This is a genomic window from Borrelia puertoricensis, assembly GCF_023035875.1.
Classification (GTDB): Bacteria; Spirochaetota; Spirochaetia; order Borreliales; family Borreliaceae; genus Borrelia; species Borrelia puertoricensis.
This window is the reverse complement of record NZ_CP075379.1, coordinates 748,523-771,113: the sequence shown is the minus strand read 5'-3', so window position 1 is coordinate 771,113 and position 22,591 is coordinate 748,523. Positions and strand designations below refer to the sequence as shown.

Annotated in this window: 19 protein-coding genes, 2 tRNA genes and 1 other RNA gene; 1 reads left to right on the top strand and 21 read right to left on the bottom strand. The window is 28.9% G+C overall.

The window, feature by feature from the left end:
* Positions 1–25: 25 nt before the first annotated feature.
* From bpuSUM_RS03670 to bpuSUM_RS03660, 3 genes are read right to left on the bottom strand one after another with little or no spacing between them, the layout of a single operon-like run.
* Entirely contained in the window at positions 26–997 is a 972-nt protein-coding gene (locus bpuSUM_RS03670) for a nucleotide-binding protein (protein WP_247065924.1), read from the bottom strand.
* A 12-nt stretch (positions 998–1,009) separates the two neighbouring features.
* Positions 1,010–1,792, bottom strand: coding sequence for a potassium channel family protein (locus bpuSUM_RS03665; protein ID WP_011772659.1), 783 nt, complete (start codon positions 1,790–1,792; stop codon positions 1,010–1,012).
* 6 nt (positions 1,793–1,798) lie between these two features.
* Positions 1,799–3,118, bottom strand: a complete 1,320-nt coding sequence (locus bpuSUM_RS03660; protein ID WP_247065922.1) for a TrkH family potassium uptake protein — start codon at positions 3,116–3,118, stop codon at positions 1,799–1,801.
* Between the two features lie 90 nt (positions 3,119–3,208).
* Here bpuSUM_RS03660 and cyaB point away from each other — a divergent pair, with 90 nt between their 5' ends.
* Positions 3,209–3,733 carry a class IV adenylate cyclase gene (gene cyaB / locus bpuSUM_RS03655; protein ID WP_247065920.1) on the top strand — a complete coding sequence of 175 codons (525 nt, stop codon included), beginning with the start codon at positions 3,209–3,211 and terminating at the stop codon, positions 3,731–3,733.
* Here cyaB and bpuSUM_RS03650 read toward each other — a convergent pair.
* From bpuSUM_RS03650 to bpuSUM_RS03565, 18 genes are all read right to left on the bottom strand, one after another.
* Complete coding sequence (locus tag bpuSUM_RS03650) at positions 3,710–5,146, bottom strand: hypothetical protein (protein ID WP_247065919.1); 1,437 nt, start codon at positions 5,144–5,146, stop codon at positions 3,710–3,712. The genes cyaB and bpuSUM_RS03650 overlap by 24 nt on opposite strands.
* Positions 5,136–5,741, bottom strand: a complete 606-nt coding sequence (gene pgsA, locus bpuSUM_RS03645; RefSeq protein ID WP_247066329.1) for a CDP-diacylglycerol--glycerol-3-phosphate 3-phosphatidyltransferase — start codon at positions 5,739–5,741, stop codon at positions 5,136–5,138. The genes bpuSUM_RS03650 and pgsA overlap by 11 nt, the downstream gene beginning before the upstream one ends.
* 19 nt (positions 5,742–5,760) lie before the next feature.
* The gene (thrS, locus tag bpuSUM_RS03640; RefSeq protein ID WP_247065917.1) at positions 5,761–7,512 is read right to left on the bottom strand and encodes a threonine--tRNA ligase; all 1,752 of its coding nucleotides are present in this window, start codon (positions 7,510–7,512) and stop codon (positions 5,761–5,763) included.
* Positions 7,513–7,666: 154 nt separating this feature from the next.
* The gene (rodA, locus tag bpuSUM_RS03635; RefSeq protein WP_247065915.1) at positions 7,667–8,986 is read right to left on the bottom strand and encodes a rod shape-determining protein RodA; all 1,320 of its coding nucleotides are present in this window, start codon (positions 8,984–8,986) and stop codon (positions 7,667–7,669) included.
* 5 nt (positions 8,987–8,991) lie between these two features.
* Complete coding sequence (mrdA, locus tag bpuSUM_RS03630; protein ID WP_247065912.1) at positions 8,992–10,794, bottom strand: penicillin-binding protein 2; 1,803 nt, start codon at positions 10,792–10,794, stop codon at positions 8,992–8,994.
* A gap of 1 nt (position 10,795) precedes the next feature.
* Entirely contained in the window at positions 10,796–11,278 is a 483-nt protein-coding gene (locus tag bpuSUM_RS03625; protein WP_247065910.1) for a rod shape-determining protein MreD, read from the bottom strand.
* Positions 11,275–12,120, bottom strand: coding sequence for a rod shape-determining protein MreC (gene mreC / locus bpuSUM_RS03620; protein ID WP_247065908.1), 846 nt, complete (start codon positions 12,118–12,120; stop codon positions 11,275–11,277). The genes bpuSUM_RS03625 and mreC overlap by 4 nt, the downstream gene beginning before the upstream one ends.
* A 2-nt stretch (positions 12,121–12,122) precedes the next feature.
* Complete coding sequence (locus bpuSUM_RS03615; RefSeq protein ID WP_247065906.1) at positions 12,123–13,172, bottom strand: rod shape-determining protein; 1,050 nt, start codon at positions 13,170–13,172, stop codon at positions 12,123–12,125.
* Positions 13,173–13,184: 12 nt separating this feature from the next.
* A complete protein-coding gene (locus tag bpuSUM_RS03610; RefSeq protein ID WP_247065904.1) occupies positions 13,185–14,150 on the bottom strand; it encodes a tetratricopeptide repeat protein in 966 nt (321 codons plus the stop codon).
* Positions 14,151–14,170: 20 nt separating this feature from the next.
* Positions 14,171–14,520: RNase P RNA component class A (gene rnpB / locus bpuSUM_RS03605), an RNA gene on the bottom strand.
* A 29-nt stretch (positions 14,521–14,549) separates the two neighbouring features.
* Positions 14,550–15,308 carry a zinc ribbon domain-containing protein gene (locus bpuSUM_RS03600; protein WP_247065902.1) on the bottom strand — a complete coding sequence of 253 codons (759 nt, stop codon included), beginning with the start codon at positions 15,306–15,308 and terminating at the stop codon, positions 14,550–14,552.
* 12 nt (positions 15,309–15,320) lie between these two features.
* The gene (gene rpoD, locus bpuSUM_RS03595; protein WP_247065900.1) at positions 15,321–17,213 is read right to left on the bottom strand and encodes an RNA polymerase sigma factor RpoD; all 1,893 of its coding nucleotides are present in this window, start codon (positions 17,211–17,213) and stop codon (positions 15,321–15,323) included.
* A complete protein-coding gene (dnaG, locus tag bpuSUM_RS03590) occupies positions 17,206–18,981 on the bottom strand; it encodes a DNA primase (protein WP_247065898.1) in 1,776 nt (591 codons plus the stop codon). The genes rpoD and dnaG overlap by 8 nt, the downstream gene beginning before the upstream one ends.
* A 6-nt stretch (positions 18,982–18,987) precedes the next feature.
* The gene (gene mltG / locus bpuSUM_RS03585; RefSeq protein ID WP_247065896.1) at positions 18,988–20,022 is read right to left on the bottom strand and encodes an endolytic transglycosylase MltG; all 1,035 of its coding nucleotides are present in this window, start codon (positions 20,020–20,022) and stop codon (positions 18,988–18,990) included.
* A 232-nt stretch (positions 20,023–20,254) separates the two neighbouring features.
* A tRNA-Tyr gene (locus bpuSUM_RS03580) sits at positions 20,255–20,336 on the bottom strand.
* 4 nt (positions 20,337–20,340) lie between these two features.
* Positions 20,341–20,414 (bottom strand) — tRNA-Thr (locus tag bpuSUM_RS03575).
* Positions 20,415–20,483: 69 nt separating this feature from the next.
* Complete coding sequence (locus tag bpuSUM_RS03570) at positions 20,484–20,804, bottom strand: hypothetical protein (RefSeq protein WP_247065894.1); 321 nt, start codon at positions 20,802–20,804, stop codon at positions 20,484–20,486.
* Positions 20,805–20,810: 6 nt separating this feature from the next.
* Positions 20,811–22,577 carry a DUF5312 domain-containing protein gene (locus tag bpuSUM_RS03565; protein ID WP_247065893.1) on the bottom strand — a complete coding sequence of 589 codons (1,767 nt, stop codon included), beginning with the start codon at positions 22,575–22,577 and terminating at the stop codon, positions 20,811–20,813.
* Between the last annotated feature and the right edge of the window lie 14 nt (positions 22,578–22,591).

Here is a 22,591-nt window from a genome sequence, read left to right as displayed (position 1 = left end):
CATAATAAGTATTATTATAATTCAATTAATTCCTAATAAATTGACTTTGATCCTTAATCATATCGTATATATCATCATAAATATAAGGTGAACCTTCAACAGGAGACTTAATTAAATTACCTGCAATAAACTCAAAATACTTATTGAGCTTTGAATTTTTATCAAAATCAATAAAAGGAATTCTATTATTAACAGATTCTCTAAAACTCTTTGCAAACGGAATAAAACCAATAAATTCTACTGGTACATTAATATTATTTTTAACAACATTGATTAAATTTTCACACATAGCTATTTCTTCACTAGATTCTATCCTATTTAGTACAACTCTAGGATAAAAACTGTTCATCATCTTTTTTATCTTAAGTGATGAACTTAAAGATATAACTTCAATTCCTGTAACTAAATCTTTAAACTTAACGTTTGTACCTTCTATTTTATTTTTAAAAAAATTACTAATATATTCACGTTCAGCGCTCTTTGGGGGAAACCCCAGATATAAAAGCCGATACAGTGCATTTTTCAAAAAAGAATAAGCGTTAAGTATGGAAGGAGTCTCTGGAACAGTAACGATTATACCACTGTAAGCTGATAAATAAAAATCCACTGTATTATAAGATGTACCTGAACCTAAATCTATAAAAACAAAATCAGCAACAAGATCTCTTTGAATCGAGTCTATTATTCTTTTTTTTATAGAAAAAGGAATATTGGCTGTTCCCGTATAAAGAGCATCTCCTGGAATCAGATAAAGCTTTTTATAAGACGTTTTAATAATTAAACTTGAAAAATCTTTTTCACGCTTATTAATAAAAGAACCTATTCCAACACCAGTATTCTTAACCCCTAAACAAGTATGCAAATTAGACCCACCAAGGTCAAGATCAACAAGTATTACAGTTTTACCTAAACATGCAAGTTTATAACCAATATTAGCAACAAAAGATGTTTTTCCAACACCTCCCTTTCCACTTGCAACAGGAATAATCTTAGTCATCTCAAAATCCTATTAATCATTTTTCCTATCTTTACTAAACTTTTTCATGAAATTAAAAAACCTTAAAAATCCTAATTTCTTGGAATTTTCCGTATAAGAAGCATCCTCTGATTTAGAAACTGATATTAAGTCTTTAATTAAATCCTTATTATTTGTAAAATTTTCAATTTTATCAGGCTTGCCACAAATTACAATTTTATCATCCTTTAAGAAAAAATAATCACCATCTACAAACTCATACCTAGAATTGCTTAAATTTCTAACAGCAATAACAGTAATGCCCTTCTCCCTTCTCAAATCAGCCTCAAGAAGAGTTTTTCCTACATACTCTTTAGGAATAATAGTCTCAGCAACAATGATATCATGACCAACAATACTGTACGTCGAAAGATTAGGCGATACTAATAGTGGTGTTAACCTTCTTGCAGCATCCTTACTTGGAAATATAATTTTTGTAGCACCAAGAGTTTTTAATATCTCAGCATCATCCCTATCTTCAGTTTTAACACATATCTCTTTAACACCTAAAAGATTACAATAATGAGTAACAAGAGCACTCTTACCAAGATCATTATCAAAATCAATAATAACAGCATCAGTATCTACAGGTATAACTTTTTTCAAAGTATTTTTAGTAAATTGGTCCAAAATAAAGCTTTCTGTAGAAATAACATCATATTCCTCAACCAATTCCTTTGAAGTGTCAACAATAATAATTTGGCAATCAAGTTTACTTAAATTTTCAAGAACATGAATCCCTAAATTGCTAAGACCAATAATAACAAACGTTTTCACTCTTTCCTAACCCACCAAAATGTCTTGTCTTGGTCTTGTAAATTCTTCAAAACGAGATCTTCGTGAAACAAAAATTGCCATAGAAAAAAGTCCTATCCGACCTGCAAACATAGTAAAAATTATAATTACTTTACCTAAAAATGACAAATCCTGTGTAACACCAACTGACAAACCAACAGTACCAAAGGCAGAAAAAACTTCATATCCCAAATCAATAACTCTCCACTTTCCACCACTCTCAGAAGCAAGAAGAACAAAAAATGAAAAGCACAAAATAAAAACAGCCCTTACAAAAAATAAAAGTGCAAATCTTATGCTATCAATTGAAACTTTATAAGAACCAATAATATAACCATTACCATCCTGAGATTTTATTACCGCAAGAATAATTAAAAAAAAGGTAGTAATCTTAATCCCACCAGCAGTTGAACCTGGAGCACCACCAATGAACATGAATGGCAACGAAAGCATTTGGGTTCTACTTGTGATAAGAGAATTGTCAAGATAATTAAAACCAGCGGTCCTTGTGCTTATTGAATAAAATATTGAATTAAATATGAGAGTTCCAAGTGAAAAACCTTCCTTAAGTTTATGCATTTCTGAGAAAAAAAATAAAATTGTACCTAAAATAATCAAAAAGAAACTCAGTAAAAAAACAATTTTAGCATGAAGAGACAACTTTTTCCGATATTTAATAGTATTTGTAATATCACGATATACCATAAACCCAAGTCCTCCACAAATAATCAAAACAGCAATAACAACTATTGCCTCAGGAACATCACGCCACGCATAAATACTATCAGAATGCATAGAAAATCCTGCATTACAAAAAGCTGAAATTGTTGTAAATAAAACTTCAAGTAATGAAATATTAACACCTCGAAGTTTAAAACACACTAATATTAACAATACTCCGATTAATTCAATTAAAAAAGTTACAAAAAGTATACTTTTCAAAATCTTTACAGGATTATACTCAATATTTGAAAGAGAATATTGTTTAATTATCCGAGCATCGGTTAAATTCAACTTACGCTTAGGAATAAGCAAATAAAAAGTAGCAATTGTTATAAAACCAAGCCCCCCAAACTGAATCAATAACATTATGATGATAAAACCAAAAGTAGAAAAATTTTCTATCTTAACGGTAACAAGTCCCGTAATACTAACAGCAGATACAGATGTAAACAAAACATCTATGTACTCTAATTTTTTCTCACCATTCCAAGCAATAGGCAATGACAACAATAAAGAGCCTAGGAACATAATCAAAATAAAATAACTGAAAAGAAAAAACCTATCACTAAACTTAAATTTCAACATAAACAAATAAAATATAACAAAACATATAAGATATCATCATCAAATTTATAGGCCATTGAAATACTACCATAATTTTATTATTTTTAATACATGTTTGAAATTGAATTGAAAGCTTTTATTCCCAAAAATGAACTTAAAGAAATTTTAAAATTGGCTAATCAAAAATTCAAATTTATCAAAGAAGAAATAAAAGATGATACTTACTACTGTAATACAAAAAAAATAATTAGAATAAGAAAATTTAACACTTCAGAAGAAATTGTAACCTTTAAAATTAAATCTTTAGAAAATGACATAGAAATAAACAAGGAAATCGAATTTAAGGTAGACCAAATCAACAATTTTATATCTTTTCTAGAAGAAATGAATTTTAAATTTTTATACAAAAAAATCAAAAAAAGTTTAATTTATAAAAAAGAAAATTTAAACATAGAAATTAATGAAATTGAAAATCTTGGTTTTTTTTTAGAAATCGAAAAAATAATTTATGATAAGAATGAATTAAGTCTTGCCAAGACAGAAATTTACAAAACAATAAAAGAATTCAAATTACAAAACAATATCGAAAAAAAATCCTATTTTGAACTAATACTAGCTAATCAAGCTAAAGTATAAAACCTTAAAATCTAAGCTCAAATATGACAATATAAACCCTTTATCCTGATATTTTGAAAACTGGGGCTTACAAACAGATTTTTGAAAAATTTCAGATTCATTAAAAAAATACCAAGTATTATCATCAAAATAAATAAGCCTGATATCATTACCATCTTCAAAAGTTAAAAACAAATCATTCCTATAACTTAAAATATCACTAGTTACTCCATCAATCTTAATATTTGGACTTATATTTTGCCACTTATCATATTGCAATGTAGATACACTCACAATAGGTCTATCCTTTGTTATATAACTTAAAACAACTTGGTCAGATTTAGAATTAAAAAGAATTTTGACAGAATTTGCTACATTTGCAGACTGAATATTTGCATTGCCCCAAGTTTTACCACTATCAATAATAAACTCAGAATTAACATAATCATTTACTTTATAATTATAAAAAATCCCCAGAAAAGGCTCAGAAATAATACCAATACTTGAAACATCATCAACATCAGCATTGCCTTTAGACAAATAAGAATCCATGACACTATTCCAAATATTACTATATCCTTTATTCGCAACAAAATTTACTTTATACTCACTGCCAATTTTCCTTAAGTAAGCTACATACAAATTATCTCTATTATCAATGCCAATATTTACCAAAAATCCAACATTATCCCTAAATTTAGGACTAATATCAATCCACTTTCGACCATTAAATTTCTTGACTATAAGTTCGCTAGAAAAATAACTGGTATTCTTAGTCGTAAATACAACATATAATTCTCCTTTAGAATTAATTGCAAAATCAAAACACGCAATATCAGTAATATTATCATTAACAGCAGTACTTATATCAAACCAACCAATATTCTCAATAAATGAAGACACCTTAATATCATCATCACCTTCTATCTGATAAGCAAGATAAATACTGCGATTATAAGTCCTTAAAATATATCTTTTAAGATTCGAACCTAATTGAAAGTTTGGCAAATTTTTTAATAAAAAAGTTTTATTTTTTTTCTTTATACCAGATATTTTAGCTCCTAAAGAGCTATCACTTATTATCGACAAATCTAAATCAGTAAGGACAAAATTAATATTTACATCCTCAGATGTGACATAAATCACAGCATAAAGAATATCCTTATTCAATTTAAGCTTGATATCTTTTTTTCTTATCTTATCTGTGATATATTTTTTATTAAAAATGTCATATACCATATAAACAAAATCTGAACCTGAAGAAACATCAAAAGTTAAGATATAGTTAGAAGACTTACTAACTTTTAGATAAATACTCCCCTTTCCACTTGAAATACTTAAAGGCTTAACTTCCGTTAACATTTGCTTTAACTGAGCATGAGAATAAAAACCAATTAGTAACCAAATAAATATTAATAATACATTACTTCTCATACTTGCTAAGATACAAAAATATCACAACATAATCAATTAACGATATTACAGTTAGAAAGGCAGACATAGCATATATCATTCCAACAATAAAAGAAAAACTAAAATCTAGATTTAAAATTGAACTAATAAAATTCTCAATCAATGTAGTAATTCTCAACTTGTTTAAACTATAAAAAAAAAGACTAGCAAATGTTGCAATAGCATAAAATAACGACTTTATTTTACCCAAAAATTTAGCTTGTTGGACTATATCAAACTGAATAATTAAATTCCTAACAACACCAACAGAAAGTTCACGGTATATAAATATCATAAAAAAATAATATGGTGTAATCCCTTTATAAAAGAAAAAGGCAAAATATGTTAAATGTTGCAACACATCTGCATAAGGATCTAAAATCTTGCCTACATTACTAACCAAACTATACTTTCTAGCAATATACCCATCAATAACATCTGTTATTTCATTAAAAATAATTAAAAACCAAATCAGAATTAAAAATAAATAAGAATTCCAAAGATTTTCAAAACATAATATAAATAAAATAACAAAAGATAATATAATTCTAAAAAAAGTTATTTTATTCGGACTCATTATACTTTTGCTATTCAAACTACAAAATCTCCTTACTAGATATCTTTAATTTCACAAATTCAAGTGCTTCTTTCAGCTCAAGTCCATTAATCTGCTCATTTGTCCTGGTTCTAATCGAAATCTTTCCCTCTACTACCTCTTTTTCTCCCACAATAAACATATAAGGAACTTTTTGGGATTGATATTGTCTAATTTTTGCACTCATTCTCATATTACAATCATTATCTAGTTTTATTCTAATTCCTTCATTTTTAAAACGAGACAATACCTCCAACGCATACTCTTCTACAATATTGTTTACAGGAATAATTACAACTTGAAGAGGTGCCAACCACACAGGAAATGCACCTCCATAATGTTCTACCAAAATTCCAAAAAATCTTTCAATAGAACCAAGAAGAGCCCTATGAATCATAAAAGGTTGTCTCTCCTTACCATCTTCTGCTGTATAAGTCATTTTAAATCTTGCAGGAAGATTAAAATCAAATTGAATTGTACTCATCTGCCATTCTCTCCCAAGAGAATCTATTATTTTAAGATCAATCTTAGGTCCATAAAAAGCTCCACCTCCCTCATCAATATCATAATCAATACCTAAATTAATCAAAGCTTCCTCTAAAACTTTTACAGACATTATCCAATCATCCTCATCCCCTACAAATTTTTCCGGCTTTGTAGAGAGATATGCTTTTAAATCAGTAAATCCAAATTTATTCCACATATAAAGAGCAAATCTTAAAACCTCCTGGATCTCAAACTCAACTTGATCATAAGTACATATGATGTGTGCATCATCTTGAGTAAATCCCCTAACACGCATAGTACCATGAAGAGCACCTATCTTTTCATAACGATAAACCGTACCAAGTTCAGCCCACCTAAATGGCAAATTTCTATAAGAATGCCTACCGGTATTATAAATCGCAATATGAAATGGACAATTCATAGGCTTAACATAATAATTACTCTTATCCATCTCCATTTTCTCAAACATGCTTTCTTTATAAAAATCTAAATGCCCAGAAGTTTCCCAAAGCCAAGATTTACCAACATGAGGCGTAAAAAGTATATCATAACCATTCTTAAAATGCTCTTCTCTCCAAAAATCTTCTATTAAAGCTCTTATTCTAGAACCATTTGGATGAAAAAATATAAGACCAGGTCCTATTGATTCATGAACAGAAAACAAATCAAGTTCTCGACCAAGTTTTCTATGATCTCGCTTCTTTATCTCTTCTCGCAATTTAAGATATGCTCTTAAGTCCTTTTCATTGTTCCATAAAGTCCCATAAATACGAGTAAGCATCTTATTTTTCTCATCGCCACGCCAATAAGCACCTGCAATACTAATTAACTTAAATGCCTTTGAATCAATTTTTCCCATATTATCAATATGGGGACCTTTACAAAGATCAGTAAAATTATGACTTTTATATATTGAAATCTCATCTGAAATATCAAGCTCTTGAATTAAATCAATTTTATAAGGTTCATCTTTGAAAAGCATTAAAGCCTGTTCTTTAGTTATCACTTCCTTTACAAAAGAACTACCTGTATTTAAAATCTCTCTCATCTTTTGTTCTATTAACAAAAGATCATCTTCTGTAATATGTTTGTCAAAATCAAAATCATAATAAAAACCATCTTTAATCGGAGGGCCTATAGCAATCTTAGTATTTGGAAATAACTCAATTACAGCTTCTGCCATAACATGTGCAATCGAATGTCTTTTTTTATAAAGAACATCCTCTTTATCTAATTTTTCATTCATAATAACACCTTACAAACTCTAAGATTCTAAATTAGAATATCATAATAAATTTAACCACTAACCACAGTTATAGATAAACAATAAATCTTATCAATACAATATACAAAAAAATTTAGTAAAAAAACAGACAAAACAAAAAACGCAATAAAATTTTTTAATCCATAGTGACTATAGACTCAATATTAAAATAAAGAGCCATAGCCAAAAAGAAAGTAATAGTAGATGAACCACCATAAGATAAAAAAGGCAAAGGAATGCCTGTAATTGGCAAGAGACCTAAAGACATACCAATATTAAAAGAGGTATGAAAAAATAAAAGACCCAATACACCAGCAAGTACCAAAGACATATATTTATCTTTACTTTTATTCATTATTATTAAAATCCTAAAAAAAATAAGAAAAAATAAAATCAAAACTACACTAACTCCCAAAAAGCCAAATTCTTCAGCAAGAATTGAAAAAATAAAATCTGTACTCTGAGATGGAACATAATTTGCATGAGTATAAGGACCTTTTAAAAATCCTTTACCGAACATACCTCCAGAACCAATAGCAATTTTTACTTGATTTAAATTCCAACCAGCCCCTTTAAGATCAATATTTGGATCTAAGAAAACCAAAAATCTTTTAATTTGGTAAGGTTTCATGAACTTTGACAAAAATTTAGAAAAAAAAGCAGCAATTAGTAAAATTGAACTCATAAATAATATATAAAAATAAATAAGTCTAATACTGAAATTATACTTTGAAACAAAAAAACCTATAGCAGAAGACAAAAACACCAAAATTAATACTAAAAAAGCTAATTGAAAATAAAAATTATTAGAAAAAATCAAATACAATACATTTCCCATATCTGCCTTGTATTCATACCAAACAGGCAATACCACAAAAAGAAATGAAAAAAATCCTGTTAATGCAAAATACAAAATATAATGTATATCTATACCAGCAAAAAAGGAAACAAATATAAACATATTCAAGTAAACTACAGCAGTACCAAAATCAGGCTGTAAAAACACAAATAAAATAACAGGAACAATTAAAATAAAAGCAAAAATAAAAACAAAAAAATTATGATATTCATTCCTACTACTATAGAACTTAGCAAGGGTCAAAATACTAATAATTTTACCAAACTCTGATGGTTGTCCACCTAATTTCCAAATTCCAATCCAAGATCTAGCTCCATTAACAGTAACACCAAAAAGCGCAGTAAAAACCAAAGAAGCAACCAATAAAAAATACAAAGGATAGATCATACTATGTATAATCTTAAGATCATATTTTCCTATTATAAAAATTACACAAAATCCACCAAGAACCCATACAATTTGTTTGATATACTCAATCTTAATCAAAGAACCATTAGAAGTATAATCACTAGAATATATAAGCAAAACACCAATAAACGATATCATTACCAAATTAAATAATGTTAAACTATCATAACTTTTTCTAAAAACAGCCATTTACTTTACCTAATATACCATGGTCTATACTCTTTAAGAATATCCTCATAACTCTGATTAGCAAAAATCCCTTGCATCATTAAATCTATAGATTTAGCAGACCACATATTATCTGTATTACTTCTTCCTTCAACCAAACTAAAAATAACAATTTGTTCACTAGGTGAAGCATTATAAGGAGCAAGAGCAACAAAAGAACTATTCTCAAGTCCAGTAACACCAGTTTGACCTGTACCAGTCTTTCCTACAACCACAACAGCTTTTGTAAGAACTGAATTTCTAGCAGTACCATAAGTTATAACATTTCTCATATATTTTTTCAAAAACTTAAAAGTATTTCGACTAATAATATCTGTTTTCTTAAGAACTTCAGGAACATTTTCAAGAATAACTTCATTAGTACTCCCATTTAAAATCCTATTAACAATCCTTGGTTTATAAATCACACCTTCATTTGCAATCATAGCTATCATATTGGCAATCTGCATAGGGGTAGCATTTAAAAAACCTTGGCCTATTGAAAAATTGACAGTATCGCCACCTACCCAAGGTTGATTAAAAATTTTTTCCTTCCACTCAGGACTTGGAAGAAGGCCTGAAACCTCATTTGGCAAATCAATTCCGGTTTTTTCACCAAATCCATACTCTTTTGCATACTTAAAAATTTTCTCAACACCAAGATACTTAAGTCCCAATATATAAAAATAAACATTACATGAATGAGCAACAGCATGTTCCAAATCGACATAACCATGACCACCTCGTTGCCAACAATGAAACACTCTATTGCCTACTCTAAAATATCCCGGACAATAAATTTTTTTAGCCCTATCAAGAACCTTCTCTTCTAATAACGCTGTGGTCAAAACCAATTTAAAAACAGATGCAGGGGGATAAACTGATTGTATTGCCCTATTTAGAAAAGAATAATCTTCCTTAGAATACTTATTATAAACATCATTCATTGAATAGTAAGGATAATTATGTAGTGCTAACACACCGCCTGTTGAAGGTTTTAACACTACCACAGTTCCATACCTTTTACCTAAAGTGTTCTTAGCAAGCAGTTGAATATCCTTATTAATATTTAAAACAATATTATTCCCAGGGGTCATATTCTCTATAATAGAACCACTATCCATTTTTCTCTCTTTAGAATCTACCCTATATTTAATTAAACCTTCCTTACCTCTGATATAACTATCATAAATTTGTTCAATGCCTAATTTTCCTATTGTAGAATTATTATCATAGCCTTTAACATTATAAAAAGAACGAAGTTCTCTTTGATTAATCCTACCAACATACCCAATAGGATGAGAACAAGAATCATCTACCAAATAATTCCTTTTAAAAGAATATGTCCATAAAAATGCAGGATAATAACTTCTCTTCTCAGCAACTCTAAACAACATTTCTGGACTAAGTTCAACTATTTCTACATCCTTCAAATATCCTCTAGGAGCCTCAATTTTAGAGAGAATAAGTTCTCTTTCAATACCTAAAATACTTGATAAAAAATCTAACATTTCGTCCCTATCCTTAAGAGACATGCCATAATATTGTTCCAAACTAATCTTTAAAACAAATGCTGTAAGATTATTTGCAAGAACATTAAAGTTTGAATCTAAAATTTCACCTCGTGAAGCCTTGATTTTTTCAACTCTAGATAAAAGGACTGTTGCTTCTCTATCATAAAACAAGTGTTTTCCAATCTGCATTTTAAATAAAGTGAAAAGATAAGAAAAAAAAACAAAAAATAGAAGCAACAGGCCAAACATATATCGGCCCTTCAAAATAACCTTCATTTCAATATTCCTCTTTAATAGTATAAAGATCTCTCGTACAATAATTTAAAATTGGATACAAAAAATTTAAAAACACTATATTTATAACAATATTAAAATCAAATATCAAATAATTGAATCCTTTAAGATCAATAAAATCTGCAAAAGTCATTGCTACAAACCAAATAACAAATTTTGAAAAAATAAAAAATATTGTTATACTAAACATGCTCTTTGGAACAATCAACTTAACTTTTTCAAGAAGATAAAATATCAAAACATAACTAAAAACAAAAAATCCAAGTGGCAAACCATTGAAATATTCCATAATAAAACCATGTAAAATACTTGAAATTAAACCTATATTAAAAACAAAGTTTAGAGAATTAAAAATTAAAATAATTAAAAATATATCTAGTGAAAAAGAAAAATTGATATCACAATAATATTGAAAAACTTGTCCCAAAAATATACTAAAGATATAATAGAGTATAAAAGATATCACTTTTCTATCCTCTGATTACCCTTAATTAAAAAAACATATTCTAACTTATCTAAAACTATTACAGGTTCTATTTTAATACTCAAAAGAGAATTATATTCAAGAACATCAAAATGAATAATTTTTCCTATATAAATTCCACTAGGATAATCACTAAATCCAGCAGTAACAACCGAGTCTCCAATCTTTAAAGTATTTTCAGCTAATTTATTAACATAATTCATCTCAAGAACTTCACCATATCCCTTACCTTCAACTAGACCAATGAACTTGCTATTTTGAATTCTTGCAGAGACAAAATTTTCATAACTGGTTAAAGGCAAAACTCTAGCAGTATCCGCATAAACCTTCACAACTTTGCCAACAAGACCACTAAACCCATCCTGATAAGCAACAGCTATCATATCTTTTTGAACACCATCATTATAGCCTTTATTAATAGCCATTAAAGATGAAACATTTGCATAATTTAAGTAAATTATTTCAGCTGAAATAAAATCATTAGAATGTACCGAATAAAATCCAAGCTGTTCTTTAAGCCTGGCATTTTCCTGCCTTAACACTTGCACATTCTGAATTACTATCTCAAGTTGCTGTATTCTTTTCTTATAAACTTCTATTGTCTCACCATAATCTTTATATTCATTTATCGCCTTAAAAATACTAGAAATAAAATTAAAAAACTCATGCACATTTCGTTGAATATATGAATTTAAAGTAAAAATAAAAAAATCGTCTCTTTTATTACTCTTAGAAGCACTTGAATCATATAGCATAAGAATGATAGCAAATATTAATACACTAAGTACCTTAATAAAATTCTTGAAATTAACAAGAAACTTCATATCTATTCATTAATAAAACTATATATATTTTTACTAATATCTATTCTATTAGCATAATCATAAAATAAACCCGCTCCAACAGCTACAGATAAGAGAGGATTATCTGCAACGTAAACTGGAACTCCCGTCTCTTTTGATAAAAGCCTACTGAGTCCTTTAAGAAGAGCTCCACCTCCCGTTAATATGATTCCACGCTCAACAATATCTGTTGCAAGTTCTGGGGGAGTTGCTCCAAGCGTTCTCTTAACCTCATCAACAACAATACCTATAGGTTCTTGCAAAGACTCTCGAACTTCCATAGAATCAATAATTTGCTTTCTAGGAAGACCCGTAACAGCATCTGTTCCTTTAATATCTATTGTCTCTACCTTCAAATTATGAGTATCTGGATAAACATTACCTATCTTAATTTTCAATTTTTCTGATGTTTGTTGCCCAATAATAATGTTATGAGCATTTCTCATATACTTGATGATACTCTCATCAAACTCATCACCACCCGTTCTAATAGCTCTACTTACTACCATACCACCAAGAGAAATTACCGATATTTCAGTAGTCCCCCCTCCAATATCACACACCATATGACCTGTTGGTTCAAAAATGGGAATATCAGAGCCAATAGCAGCTGCAAGAGATTCTTCAATAACCTTAACTTCACGAGCACCAGCATTCATTGCACTCTCTTTTACAGCTCTTCTCTCAACTTCCGTAATGCAAGTTGGTACTCCTATTACCATTCTAGGTCTAAAAAACAATTTTTTCCGAGAAAAAATTTGACTTATAAAATATTTAATCATTTTCTCAGTATTTTCAATGTCAGCAATAACACCATCACGAAGAGGTCTTACGGCCTTAATATTTTCCGGTGTTTTCCAAAGCATCTTCTTTGCATTACGCCCAACAGCTACAACCCTATTATTCTTATTAACGTCAATAGCAACTACCGAAGGCTCACTCATCACCACACCATAATCTTTAATGTAAACTAAAGTGTTGCATGTACCAAGATCAATACCAATATCTATCAAAAAAGATTTAAAAAAATTCAAATTAAGCTCCCCCTAAAAATCCTCTAAGCTAATTTTAAGTCTCTCTATTGCTTCTTCTAAATAAGGATTAATGCTTAACGCTTCTCTCCAATATTTTCTAGCCTTAGGATAATCTTTATCTCTTTTTCTATATATGTCTCCTATTTTAACATAAACATCAGGATTTAAACTATTAATTTTCAAGACTTTATCATAGCAATTTAAAGCATCCTCATAAGCATCTCTCTCCAAATAGATATCTCCATACAATAAATATACCTTTTGCATTAAATTATCATCACTTTTTTCATTTTTTAATGATTCATTACCTTCCTGTAAAAATTTATTTATATATTCCACACTCTTATCAACATTACCTGTCTTATAATTCACATATGCCAAACTCCAAAGCACAAGATCAGATTTATTCTCTTTATAAGCTTTTTCAAAAAACTTTAAGCTAGAATTATAATCTTTTAAAATCTGATAAGAATATCCCAGATATTCAAAAATATCCTCCTTTACACTCATAAAGTCAAAACTACTTGAATACAAAGCTTTACTTAAATACTTAACAGAAAGATCACTATAATACTCACCCTTATGAGAATAAGCTTTACCCAAAATATAATAAAGCGAACTCATAGGGACATCATCATTAATTGACATTAAAAACCGTAATCTTTCTATTGCATTGTCTAAAAATTGATTTTTTAAGTAACTATCATTCAACATTAATGAATAATAAAAATATGAAAACCCAAGAAGCAAATTTAGATTAAAATCAAATTTATTTTTTTTAAGACCATTTTCAGCATAATCTATTATTTCTTTATATTCCCTATTATCCCAAAGAACAAGTAAATTTACCTCAGTAGGACCTGCCTTTAAATAAGAATTGGAAAAAGTCTTAAAATAAGATAAAATATAAAAAATAAAGAATAAAAGTGACAAACTTACAATCAAATAAAAAGTACATTTTAGATAATTGATTCCCATAAAAACTCTCTACAAAAAAATAGAAGTTGACATCCATAAGCCGAGTTCTGTATTATGTCATCATCTATCTTGCTTTTCCATCACTGGAAAAATCATGCAATCTACCCACAAGCATACCCTCAAGAGCTAAGGAAGCTTGCTTATTTGATTTTGCTCCTAATGAGGTTTATCTTGACCCTATTTATTACTAAATAAGCGGTGAGCTCTTACCTCACCTTTTCACCCTTACCCTAAGGCGGTAATTTTCTGTGACACTCTCTTAAGTTTAACAACTCCTAGGCATTACCTAGCATCATGCTCTTATTGGAGCTCGGACTTTCCTCTTAATATACTTCAACATAGCATATCAAGCGATGACTGGATATCAACTTATTAAAATAAAACACAAAATTAAAAACATTATTCTATAAGATCTGCTAAACCACCAGGAACCATCTCCAAACCAACTTCAAATTTATCTTGATAATAGAGTATTCTACTACAATAAGGACAAAATTTAACATCATCAGGTTCACGCCTTACCTTATTTGCAAACTCAACAGGAAGTATCATATGACAACCTTTACAAACATTTTCAATCAAAGGAACAACTCCATTGGATTTATTTCTAATAATTCTTTGAAATTTAAACAAAAAATCCTCGTCCATTCGAAAAGCATATTTTTCCTCTTCACATCTTATAGAATCAAGCTCTTTTATAATCTCTAAAAGCTCATTCTCAAGATCATTACTCTCAGTAGCATACATATCCTGCTCAATTTCAAGCTTACTCTTAACATCTGTTATTTCCCTATCTACTTTTGTCTTAAGTCCAGTAATATGTGTCATTTTTTTTCTAATAGCAACTTCATCATCTATAATTGTCTGCAATTCTTTCTCAAGAGCCTCATATTCCCTCTGAGTTTTAATGCTATCAATTTTTTCTTCTGCCTTGCCCTTTCTTACATTAATGTCTTGAATATCTAATTTTAAAGATGAATCTTCTTTTTGATATTCCTTAAATTTAAACTGTAATTCAGCAAGAGCTTCAATAAGTCCATCAATTTTAGCCTTCTTGGCTTGCAAATATTTAGGAATATTTTTTTGCCTTTCCTCAAGCTCAAATTTAGCTTTATATATGCTTTCAAGATTCTTTAATACATCAATATTACTTTCCATAAAGCCTCCTATTCAATTTAAATCTTCTAAATAATCTTTAAGTTTTTGGGTTTTCTTAGGATTTTTAAGTCTCCTTAAAGCCTTAGACTCAATCTGTCTAATTCTCTCTCTTGTAACATTAAAATGCAGTCCAACTTCTTCCAGAGTTAAAGAATATCCATCTTCAAGACCAAACCTCATCTTAACAACTTCCTGTTCTCTTTCTGGAAGAGTCCCAAGAACTGCTCTTATTTGATCTTGCAAGACCACAAAAGACGTGTGCTTTGCTGGATTTTTTATAGCCTTATCTTCAATAAAATCACTAAGAACAGAATCTTCTTCTTCTCCAATTGGTGTTTCAAGTGAAACGGGTTCTCTTGAAACATTCTTTACAGTCTTTACTTTTTTAAGCTCCCACCCAAGTCTAGCTGACAACTCCTCATCTGTTGGATCTTTACCTAACACTTGAACCAAATATCTCGTTTCTCTATTCAACCTATTTATCTGCTCAATCATATGAACAGGAACACGAATGGTACGCGCCTGATCTGAGATTGATCTTGTTATTGCTTGACGAATCCACCATGTAGCATAAGTAGAGAACTTAAAGCCTCGCTTATACTCAAATTTTTCAACCGCCTTAATTAAACCAATATTGCCCTCTTGAACAAGATCAAAGAAATGTAACCCTCTATTAGCATACTTTTTAGCAATACTTACCACAAGTCTTAAATTAGCCTTAATTAACTGATCTTTTGCATGCTTCATCATCTGCTTGCCCTTAAGGATTTCCTCTGACATGCTTATTATCTTATCCATTGGATATTCATAATACATCTCAATTCTCTCAAGTTCTTTTTGAGCAAGTTGAGCTTCTGTAATTTGCTCTTTAATTAGATCTTCTCGTATATTTAAAGATTTTTCTATCCTCTCCCGTCTCTCAGGAATAGCTAAGTCTCTTCCCAAAATTCTCAGATTGCGTATCTTATCTATCTTTAATCTACCCAATATGGACTTTTGTTGCCTCTTTAAATCCTTTATTTTGCTAGCAGAATCAATGTAATCATCTGAAAAAATACGCAATTCTTCTTGATATAAAGGTACCGATTTAAGCATTTCTTTTATATGAAGTCTCTCACTAGTAATACTCTCTTCAAAAATATCTTCCCCAAGTTCATATAAGCTATGTTTTCTCTCAATATATTTTATTAAACGCTCCTGAAATGGTCTTAATGAAGCTTTATAAAAAGAAGTGATCCTTTTTTTTTTGCTATAATAATCGAAATTATTATCTTTTTCTCTTTCCTTTTCTTTCTTAAAAAACTCCTCTTTATCTACTCTTGAATAAATAGCATTAACTAAATTATAATAATTTTCTATGACCAGTCCTTCATTTTTAAGAATATTCTCAATTATGCTCTCACCAGAATCCATCTGTTTTGCAAGCTCAACCTCTTGATTCCCAGTTAACAAAAACTCTTTGCCTATTTCCTTTAAGTAAAGCCTTATGGGATCTTCAGAATTACTATCTTTTAATAAACCACTCTTAATATATCCTGAACTAAAATCTTCTTTGTCTAAAACTTCATCATCAAATTCATCCAATTTATCATCAATTTCATCATCACTCTGAATAGAATCATCTAACATCATACACTGACTATCAAGTTTATCTGCTTCATCAAATTCATCAATATCACAAATATCTGACCCCATCTTTTCATTAACCAAGCTTATTCCCTCATTCTCAAGGACTCCATAAATATAATCAATATTGTCAGGTTCCAACATATCCCCTGATAAAAAGGTAGATAAATCCTCAAAAGTAATTACCTTTTTGTCTCCCAAATGACTTAAGATGGCCTTTATTATTTTTGAATTCTTCTTCTTAAAAACCTGTAAGTCTTTATTCTCTATACTATTCATTCAAATATATCCTCAAGTTTTCTCTCTGCATATTTAAAAACATCAATTCCCTTATTTGAGCCTTAGCATCTATTGAAACATTATCCTTTCCCATATTTTTAAATACTAAAATTCGATTCTCCACTTTCCTTTTTTTAATTGCAAACAAAATTTGTTTAACCATCTCATCATCCACTTCAAACTCTACTCTTAGCATATTCTCAAAAAAAACTTCACTAACGCTATACTTATTATCTTTAAGCAATTCTTTTAAATTAAGCAATGAAAAACTTTCACTATTCTCAAATAGGTATTCAAAGCACATAAAAATTTTTTTTACATCAACGTCATACAAGTCACTATCACTAATATTACGCCTTATTATAGTAAAATAATTAAAGTCTTTCAATAAGGCAACTAATAAATATCTCTCATAGGTATTTATCTCATAAGAATATGCATTCCTCTTATAACTCGCAATTGCACTCCTCTCTCTCATACTATAATAATCTTCTCTTAAGGTTTCTAATTTAATACCCACCTTACTCCCAAGCTTTTTCAAAAGAAGATCCCTTTGCGTATTAGTACTTGACAAACTTATCAAATTTATAAACATACCAACCATACTATTTAAATCTGTTGTTTTACTTAAATCATATTTATCTGAATATTTTTCCAAAAGATACTCAAAAGCATCACAACTATCGTTAATTACATCCTTTAAGGCAAAAGCACCTTTATTCTTTAAAACATCTGCAGGATCAACTCCATACTTTATCCTAATTACACTTACATCAATATCAAACGGCAAACAAATCTGATAAGCCTTAAAGGTAGCTAAAAGCCCAGCATCATCATCATCAAAACACATGATTATTTTATTTGCATATCTCTTAATTAAAGCAAAATGCTCCCTTGAAAAAGAAGTACCAAGTGTAGAAACTGCAATTTTTACACCCGCTGTAAAAAAGGAAAGAACATCTATATACCCTTCTGTTAAGATTACAGATTTACTTTCCTTAATTACAGAAAAACCTTCATAAAATCCATAAAGCAATTCTCTCTTTTTAAAAACCTCTGTTTCACTTAAATTAATATATTTAGGCCCATTGTATCTACCTAAATATCTACCTCCAAATCCTACCACATTTCCTTTAAAATCTCTGATTGGAAAAATCAATCTTCCAGATAAAATTGAAAATATTCCCTTTTTTTTTGAAAATAAACCACTTTTACTCAAAATTTCATCAGAATATCCTTTCGAAATCAAAAAATTATAAAAATTAAACTTACCTGGAATATCGAATTGCAAATAACCAATATTAAATAAATCAATAACCTCTTTAGATATCCCTCTCATTTGCAAAATATAATTTAAAACTTTTTGATTATTATTTAAAAAAAATTCAAAAGTCTTAACCAACTTAGCATTTAAATCATATATTTTTGAAATTATTGATTTATCCTGAGTTTTATTCTTACCTACAGTGGTTTTATTAATATCATCATATACAATACCCATCCTACTGCACAAAGACTTAACAGCAGCATTATAATCAAGTTTCTCAATATCCATCAAAAATTTGATGGCATCTCCGCCCTTCCTACATCCAAAACAATAAAAAAGTCCCTGAGCAGGAGTTATAAAAAAAGAAGGGGTCCTTTCAGCATGAAAAGGACAAAGCCCCTTATAAGATGCTCCTGATTTAACTAATCTAACACGCTCACTTATTAAAGCTACAATATCTACTCTCTGTTTAATTAAATCTATAACCTTAGCATACTCCATATTTCCTTAATCCTTAGTAATAAAATTACGAATATAACTATTCACAGCTAAGAGATGGTCATTATAAGCTGAAGAAAATTTATGAGTTCCAACTTTAGGATCTTTTATAACAAAAAATAAATACTCTGTGTTAGCTGGAAAAAAAGCGGCCTTCAAAGATATAATCCCAGCGTTAGAAATTGGACCTGGAGGATAACCTTTATTAATATAGGTATTATATGCAGAATTAATCTCTAAATCTGAAAAATAAATTCTTGTAGGATGAGTTTTTCTTAGCTCTTCAGTAATAATATACTCAATTGTAGCACAAGATTGTAATGCCATATTAGAATTTATCCTATTATAAAAAACAGATGCCATTACTGGTGCTTCACTCTTAACTCGATACTCACGCTCAACAATAGAAGCAACTATCAATTTATTATAAAACTCTCCACTAGAATAAGATTTATGCTCTATTCCAATAGAACCAAGTTTGCTAAAAAAATTACCAACAAAAATTCGAATTATTTCCTTTATATCCATACCCTTATAAAATTTATAAGTATCTGGAAACAAAAAACCTTCAAGAGAATCATAACTAAGTCCAAGTTCCCTGATAAATTTAACATCATTTATTAAATCAACAAAACTTTGCGCATCACTAATAATGCCTGATTCATAAAGCTTTAAAGCTATTCTTCTACCAGTATACCCCTCAGGGATGGTGATATTAATAGAAAGTATAGGTCTGCCTTTCAAAAATTCTCTATATACATCAAAAGTTGAACAATGACCACTGATTAAATATTTGCCTTCCTTAAAATTTTTATCACTACCAAAAAGATAGGAAATAGCTATCAATAATTTGTCAGATCTGATCAACCCTTTTTTCTTAAGTTCCCAAGCAATTTTTTTTACTCCCCATCCCTTTTGAACTTCAAACTCATATATTAAATCAGATTTAAAAGGAGAAGAATTTAAAAAGTACAAAAAAAATGCTAAAAGAAAAAAAATAACAAATAACACAAAAAGGGAAATGAAAATTTTTTTTATTGCCATAAAAAACTAAAATCTCTTTTAAAAAAAGAAAATCACGCTTTCATGCCCTCAATTAAATAAGAAACAACAAAGCACATTATCCCTACAAAACATAATTTACAAACATTAATTAAAATTTTACTATAATAAATGCGAAAATATTTAAAAAGCACAACATCAAAGTTGTATCTCAAATAATCAAACAAAAAAAATTAAACCTCACAAAATATCTGGCTAAATCTCAATTTCAAATTGGGGAGGGTGGGATTCGAACCCACGTAGGCGATGCCAACAGATTTACAGTCTGCCCCGGTTAACCACTTCGGTACCGCCCCTAAAAGCCGACTGTCGGACTCGAACCGACGACCTGCGGTTTACAAGACCGCTGCTCTAGCCAGCTGAGCTAAGTCGGCATAATAAAGCTAATGGTTAGTTTATAAAAATAAAATATATTAGTCAATAGCAAGATTAAAATAAGCAAATTATGTTTCAAGAAAAAGAAAAATTTTAAAAAAAAAAGCACAAAAACAAATAATAAAACTAAAAACCAAAATGATATAATGTTTAATCCTCTTTCTTCTAAACAAATAAAAAATTAATCTCATAGCCTCAAGTCCAAAAGAAATAGTACTTAATACAATCGCAAATTCAAGTGAAAATTTTTGAAAAGAATACTTAAAAACATTATAAGCACCTGCTAAAAACATAAACAAACTAAGTACAGAATTAAAAAATAAAATTATTACTAAAACTCTAATCAAAATTAACAATAACCTTAAATCGTTTACATTAGAGCTTTTCATAACAACCTATAAATTTTCAAGTATAAAAAGAGATTGTTTAATTATAAACAAAACATTAGCAATAACATAACCTAAACTGACCTTCGCATTATCTTCCGTAGACAATTTATGAGAAATATTAAGAGTACTTTGTATAAAAGCATTACTATTCTCTAAAAGAGCAATGTACTTCTCCTTAAGATCAATAAAATAACCCATAAACTCAAAAACCAAACCTTTAACAGTCTCAACCTCCCTCAAGCACCATTCCAAAATTTTATCTCTATAAGAATCATCACTATCATAATCTTTGTTATATTGCTCATACTCTTCATTTTTATAATTAAGCTCAAAATACAAATCATAAACTTTTTTCCTCAACACACTTATATTTCTCTCAATCTTAATATACAAACTTCTTAAGTCGGTATTATTGACAAGTACTACATTATTTACGGTTCTCAATATTTCTATTATTTTTATGTCATAAATATATTTAAAGAATTCATTGAGAAAGTAAAGTTTTTTAAAATTTGAATATTCAAGCTCCATTCCCTTAAAAATTATGCTATCTAGATTAATAATAACACTATAATTTTCAATTAAATTTTTAAGTTCTCTATTCACAAGTATTGTTAAAGACTTAGCATAGTTTTTAACAAGCTGCTCAGTAACATTTAAAAATAAAATATTTTCATAAAAACTTTTTACATCAAAACAAGGAACATAATTTTTAGGCTTTAAAACAGGATTTTCATAATAAATTTTAAAAACATCTAAATAAGGCAAAGTTTTTGATAAGCTAATGATTTTTGTCATAATATCCAAAATATCTTTAAACATAGAATCAATTCCTAAAAGACTCTCTTCACTTAAAATACTATTCTCATTTGATTTTATTATTAAAAAATAATTTTTAACAATAATTTTCAGAACATCTTCATTTACTTCAATATCTTTTAATGTATGCAAAATCTCAAAGAAACATTTAAAATACTTACTCACACTCTCAAAACTGGTACTAACTGTCTTATCAAGATCGAAAACATCAAAATTACCCATATCGTCTAAAGGCTCAACATTAAAAAAAGAAAAAAAAGATCTATAAGGGAAAAACGCAATACTATTTAGAACATAAAAAAATTCAAACATATCCTCTACAACTGCATAAATTTGTAGAGGAATTGAAGCAACATAATTACCAATTTTTATTTTAATAATCTCTTCTAATTCATCTTGGGTTTTATCTTTTTTCAAGAATTGTTCATACTCCTCAGGTTCCAAAAAATCTTCTACCTTACACTGAGAACTAGGAATTTTACTGTGAATAACTTCAAACATTGCTTGTTCAACAATATTTCCTTTCTCTAACATCTTAAAATACCCTTTAAGCTTAACTAAATAGCAATAAAGTTCAAAAAACATTTCTACAAACCCTATACGTAGATATCCTTTTTTAAAATCTATCACAGTATTTTTATACATATTATTAACATGATCTTCTAATCTTTTTAGAAGATACATTTTATAAATATCCTCTTTAGTCTTATCTTTTTGAAAAAATTTTAAGATATATACCCATATTTTCACCCAAAATGACTCTTCCATGAATTTTTCAGACAAAAAATCATCAATTCGCATAGCAACATCTGAATATAAATAATTAGAATTGTTTTCAGACAACACTGAAGAATTTAGGCTTAGATTCTTTTTAATCTCTCTTATCAATTTAGCCCTTGAATCCTTTGAAAGCTTATCAATAGAATCATATATACTAACATTACTCTTGTTCATAAAACCCCATTTAT

Bases quoted from the DNA above. Each gene is read 5' to 3' on its own strand.
- rpoD (WP_247065900.1), bottom strand. From the start codon at position 17,213: ATGAATAGTATAGAGAATAAAGACTTACAGGTTTTTAAGAAGAAGAAT.
- mreC (WP_247065908.1), bottom strand. From the start codon at position 12,120: ATGAAGTTTCTTGTTAATTTCAAGAATTTTATTAAGGTACTTAGTGTA.
- bpuSUM_RS03650 (WP_247065919.1), bottom strand. From the start codon at position 5,146: ATGAGAAGTAATGTATTATTAATATTTATTTGGTTACTAATTGGTTTT.
- mrdA (WP_247065912.1), bottom strand. From the start codon at position 10,794: ATGAAGGTTATTTTGAAGGGCCGATATATGTTTGGCCTGTTGCTTCTA.
- bpuSUM_RS03565 (WP_247065893.1), bottom strand. From the start codon at position 22,577: ATGAACAAGAGTAATGTTAGTATATATGATTCTATTGATAAGCTTTCA.
- dnaG (WP_247065898.1), bottom strand. From the start codon at position 18,981: ATGGAGTATGCTAAGGTTATAGATTTAATTAAACAGAGAGTAGATATT.
- bpuSUM_RS03610 (WP_247065904.1), bottom strand. From the start codon at position 14,150: ATGGGAATCAATTATCTAAAATGTACTTTTTATTTGATTGTAAGTTTG.
- thrS (WP_247065917.1), bottom strand. From the start codon at position 7,512: ATGAATGAAAAATTAGATAAAGAGGATGTTCTTTATAAAAAAAGACAT.
- bpuSUM_RS03570 (WP_247065894.1), bottom strand. From the start codon at position 20,804: ATGAAAAGCTCTAATGTAAACGATTTAAGGTTATTGTTAATTTTGATT.
- cyaB (WP_247065920.1), top strand. From the start codon at position 3,209: ATGTTTGAAATTGAATTGAAAGCTTTTATTCCCAAAAATGAACTTAAA.
- bpuSUM_RS03670 (WP_247065924.1), bottom strand. From the start codon at position 997: ATGACTAAGATTATTCCTGTTGCAAGTGGAAAGGGAGGTGTTGGAAAA.
- pgsA (WP_247066329.1), bottom strand. From the start codon at position 5,741: ATGAGTCCGAATAAAATAACTTTTTTTAGAATTATATTATCTTTTGTT.
- mltG (WP_247065896.1), bottom strand. From the start codon at position 20,022: ATGGCAATAAAAAAAATTTTCATTTCCCTTTTTGTGTTATTTGTTATT.
- bpuSUM_RS03660 (WP_247065922.1), bottom strand. From the start codon at position 3,118: ATGTTGAAATTTAAGTTTAGTGATAGGTTTTTTCTTTTCAGTTATTTT.
- bpuSUM_RS03600 (WP_247065902.1), bottom strand. From the start codon at position 15,308: ATGGAAAGTAATATTGATGTATTAAAGAATCTTGAAAGCATATATAAA.
- rodA (WP_247065915.1), bottom strand. From the start codon at position 8,986: ATGGCTGTTTTTAGAAAAAGTTATGATAGTTTAACATTATTTAATTTG.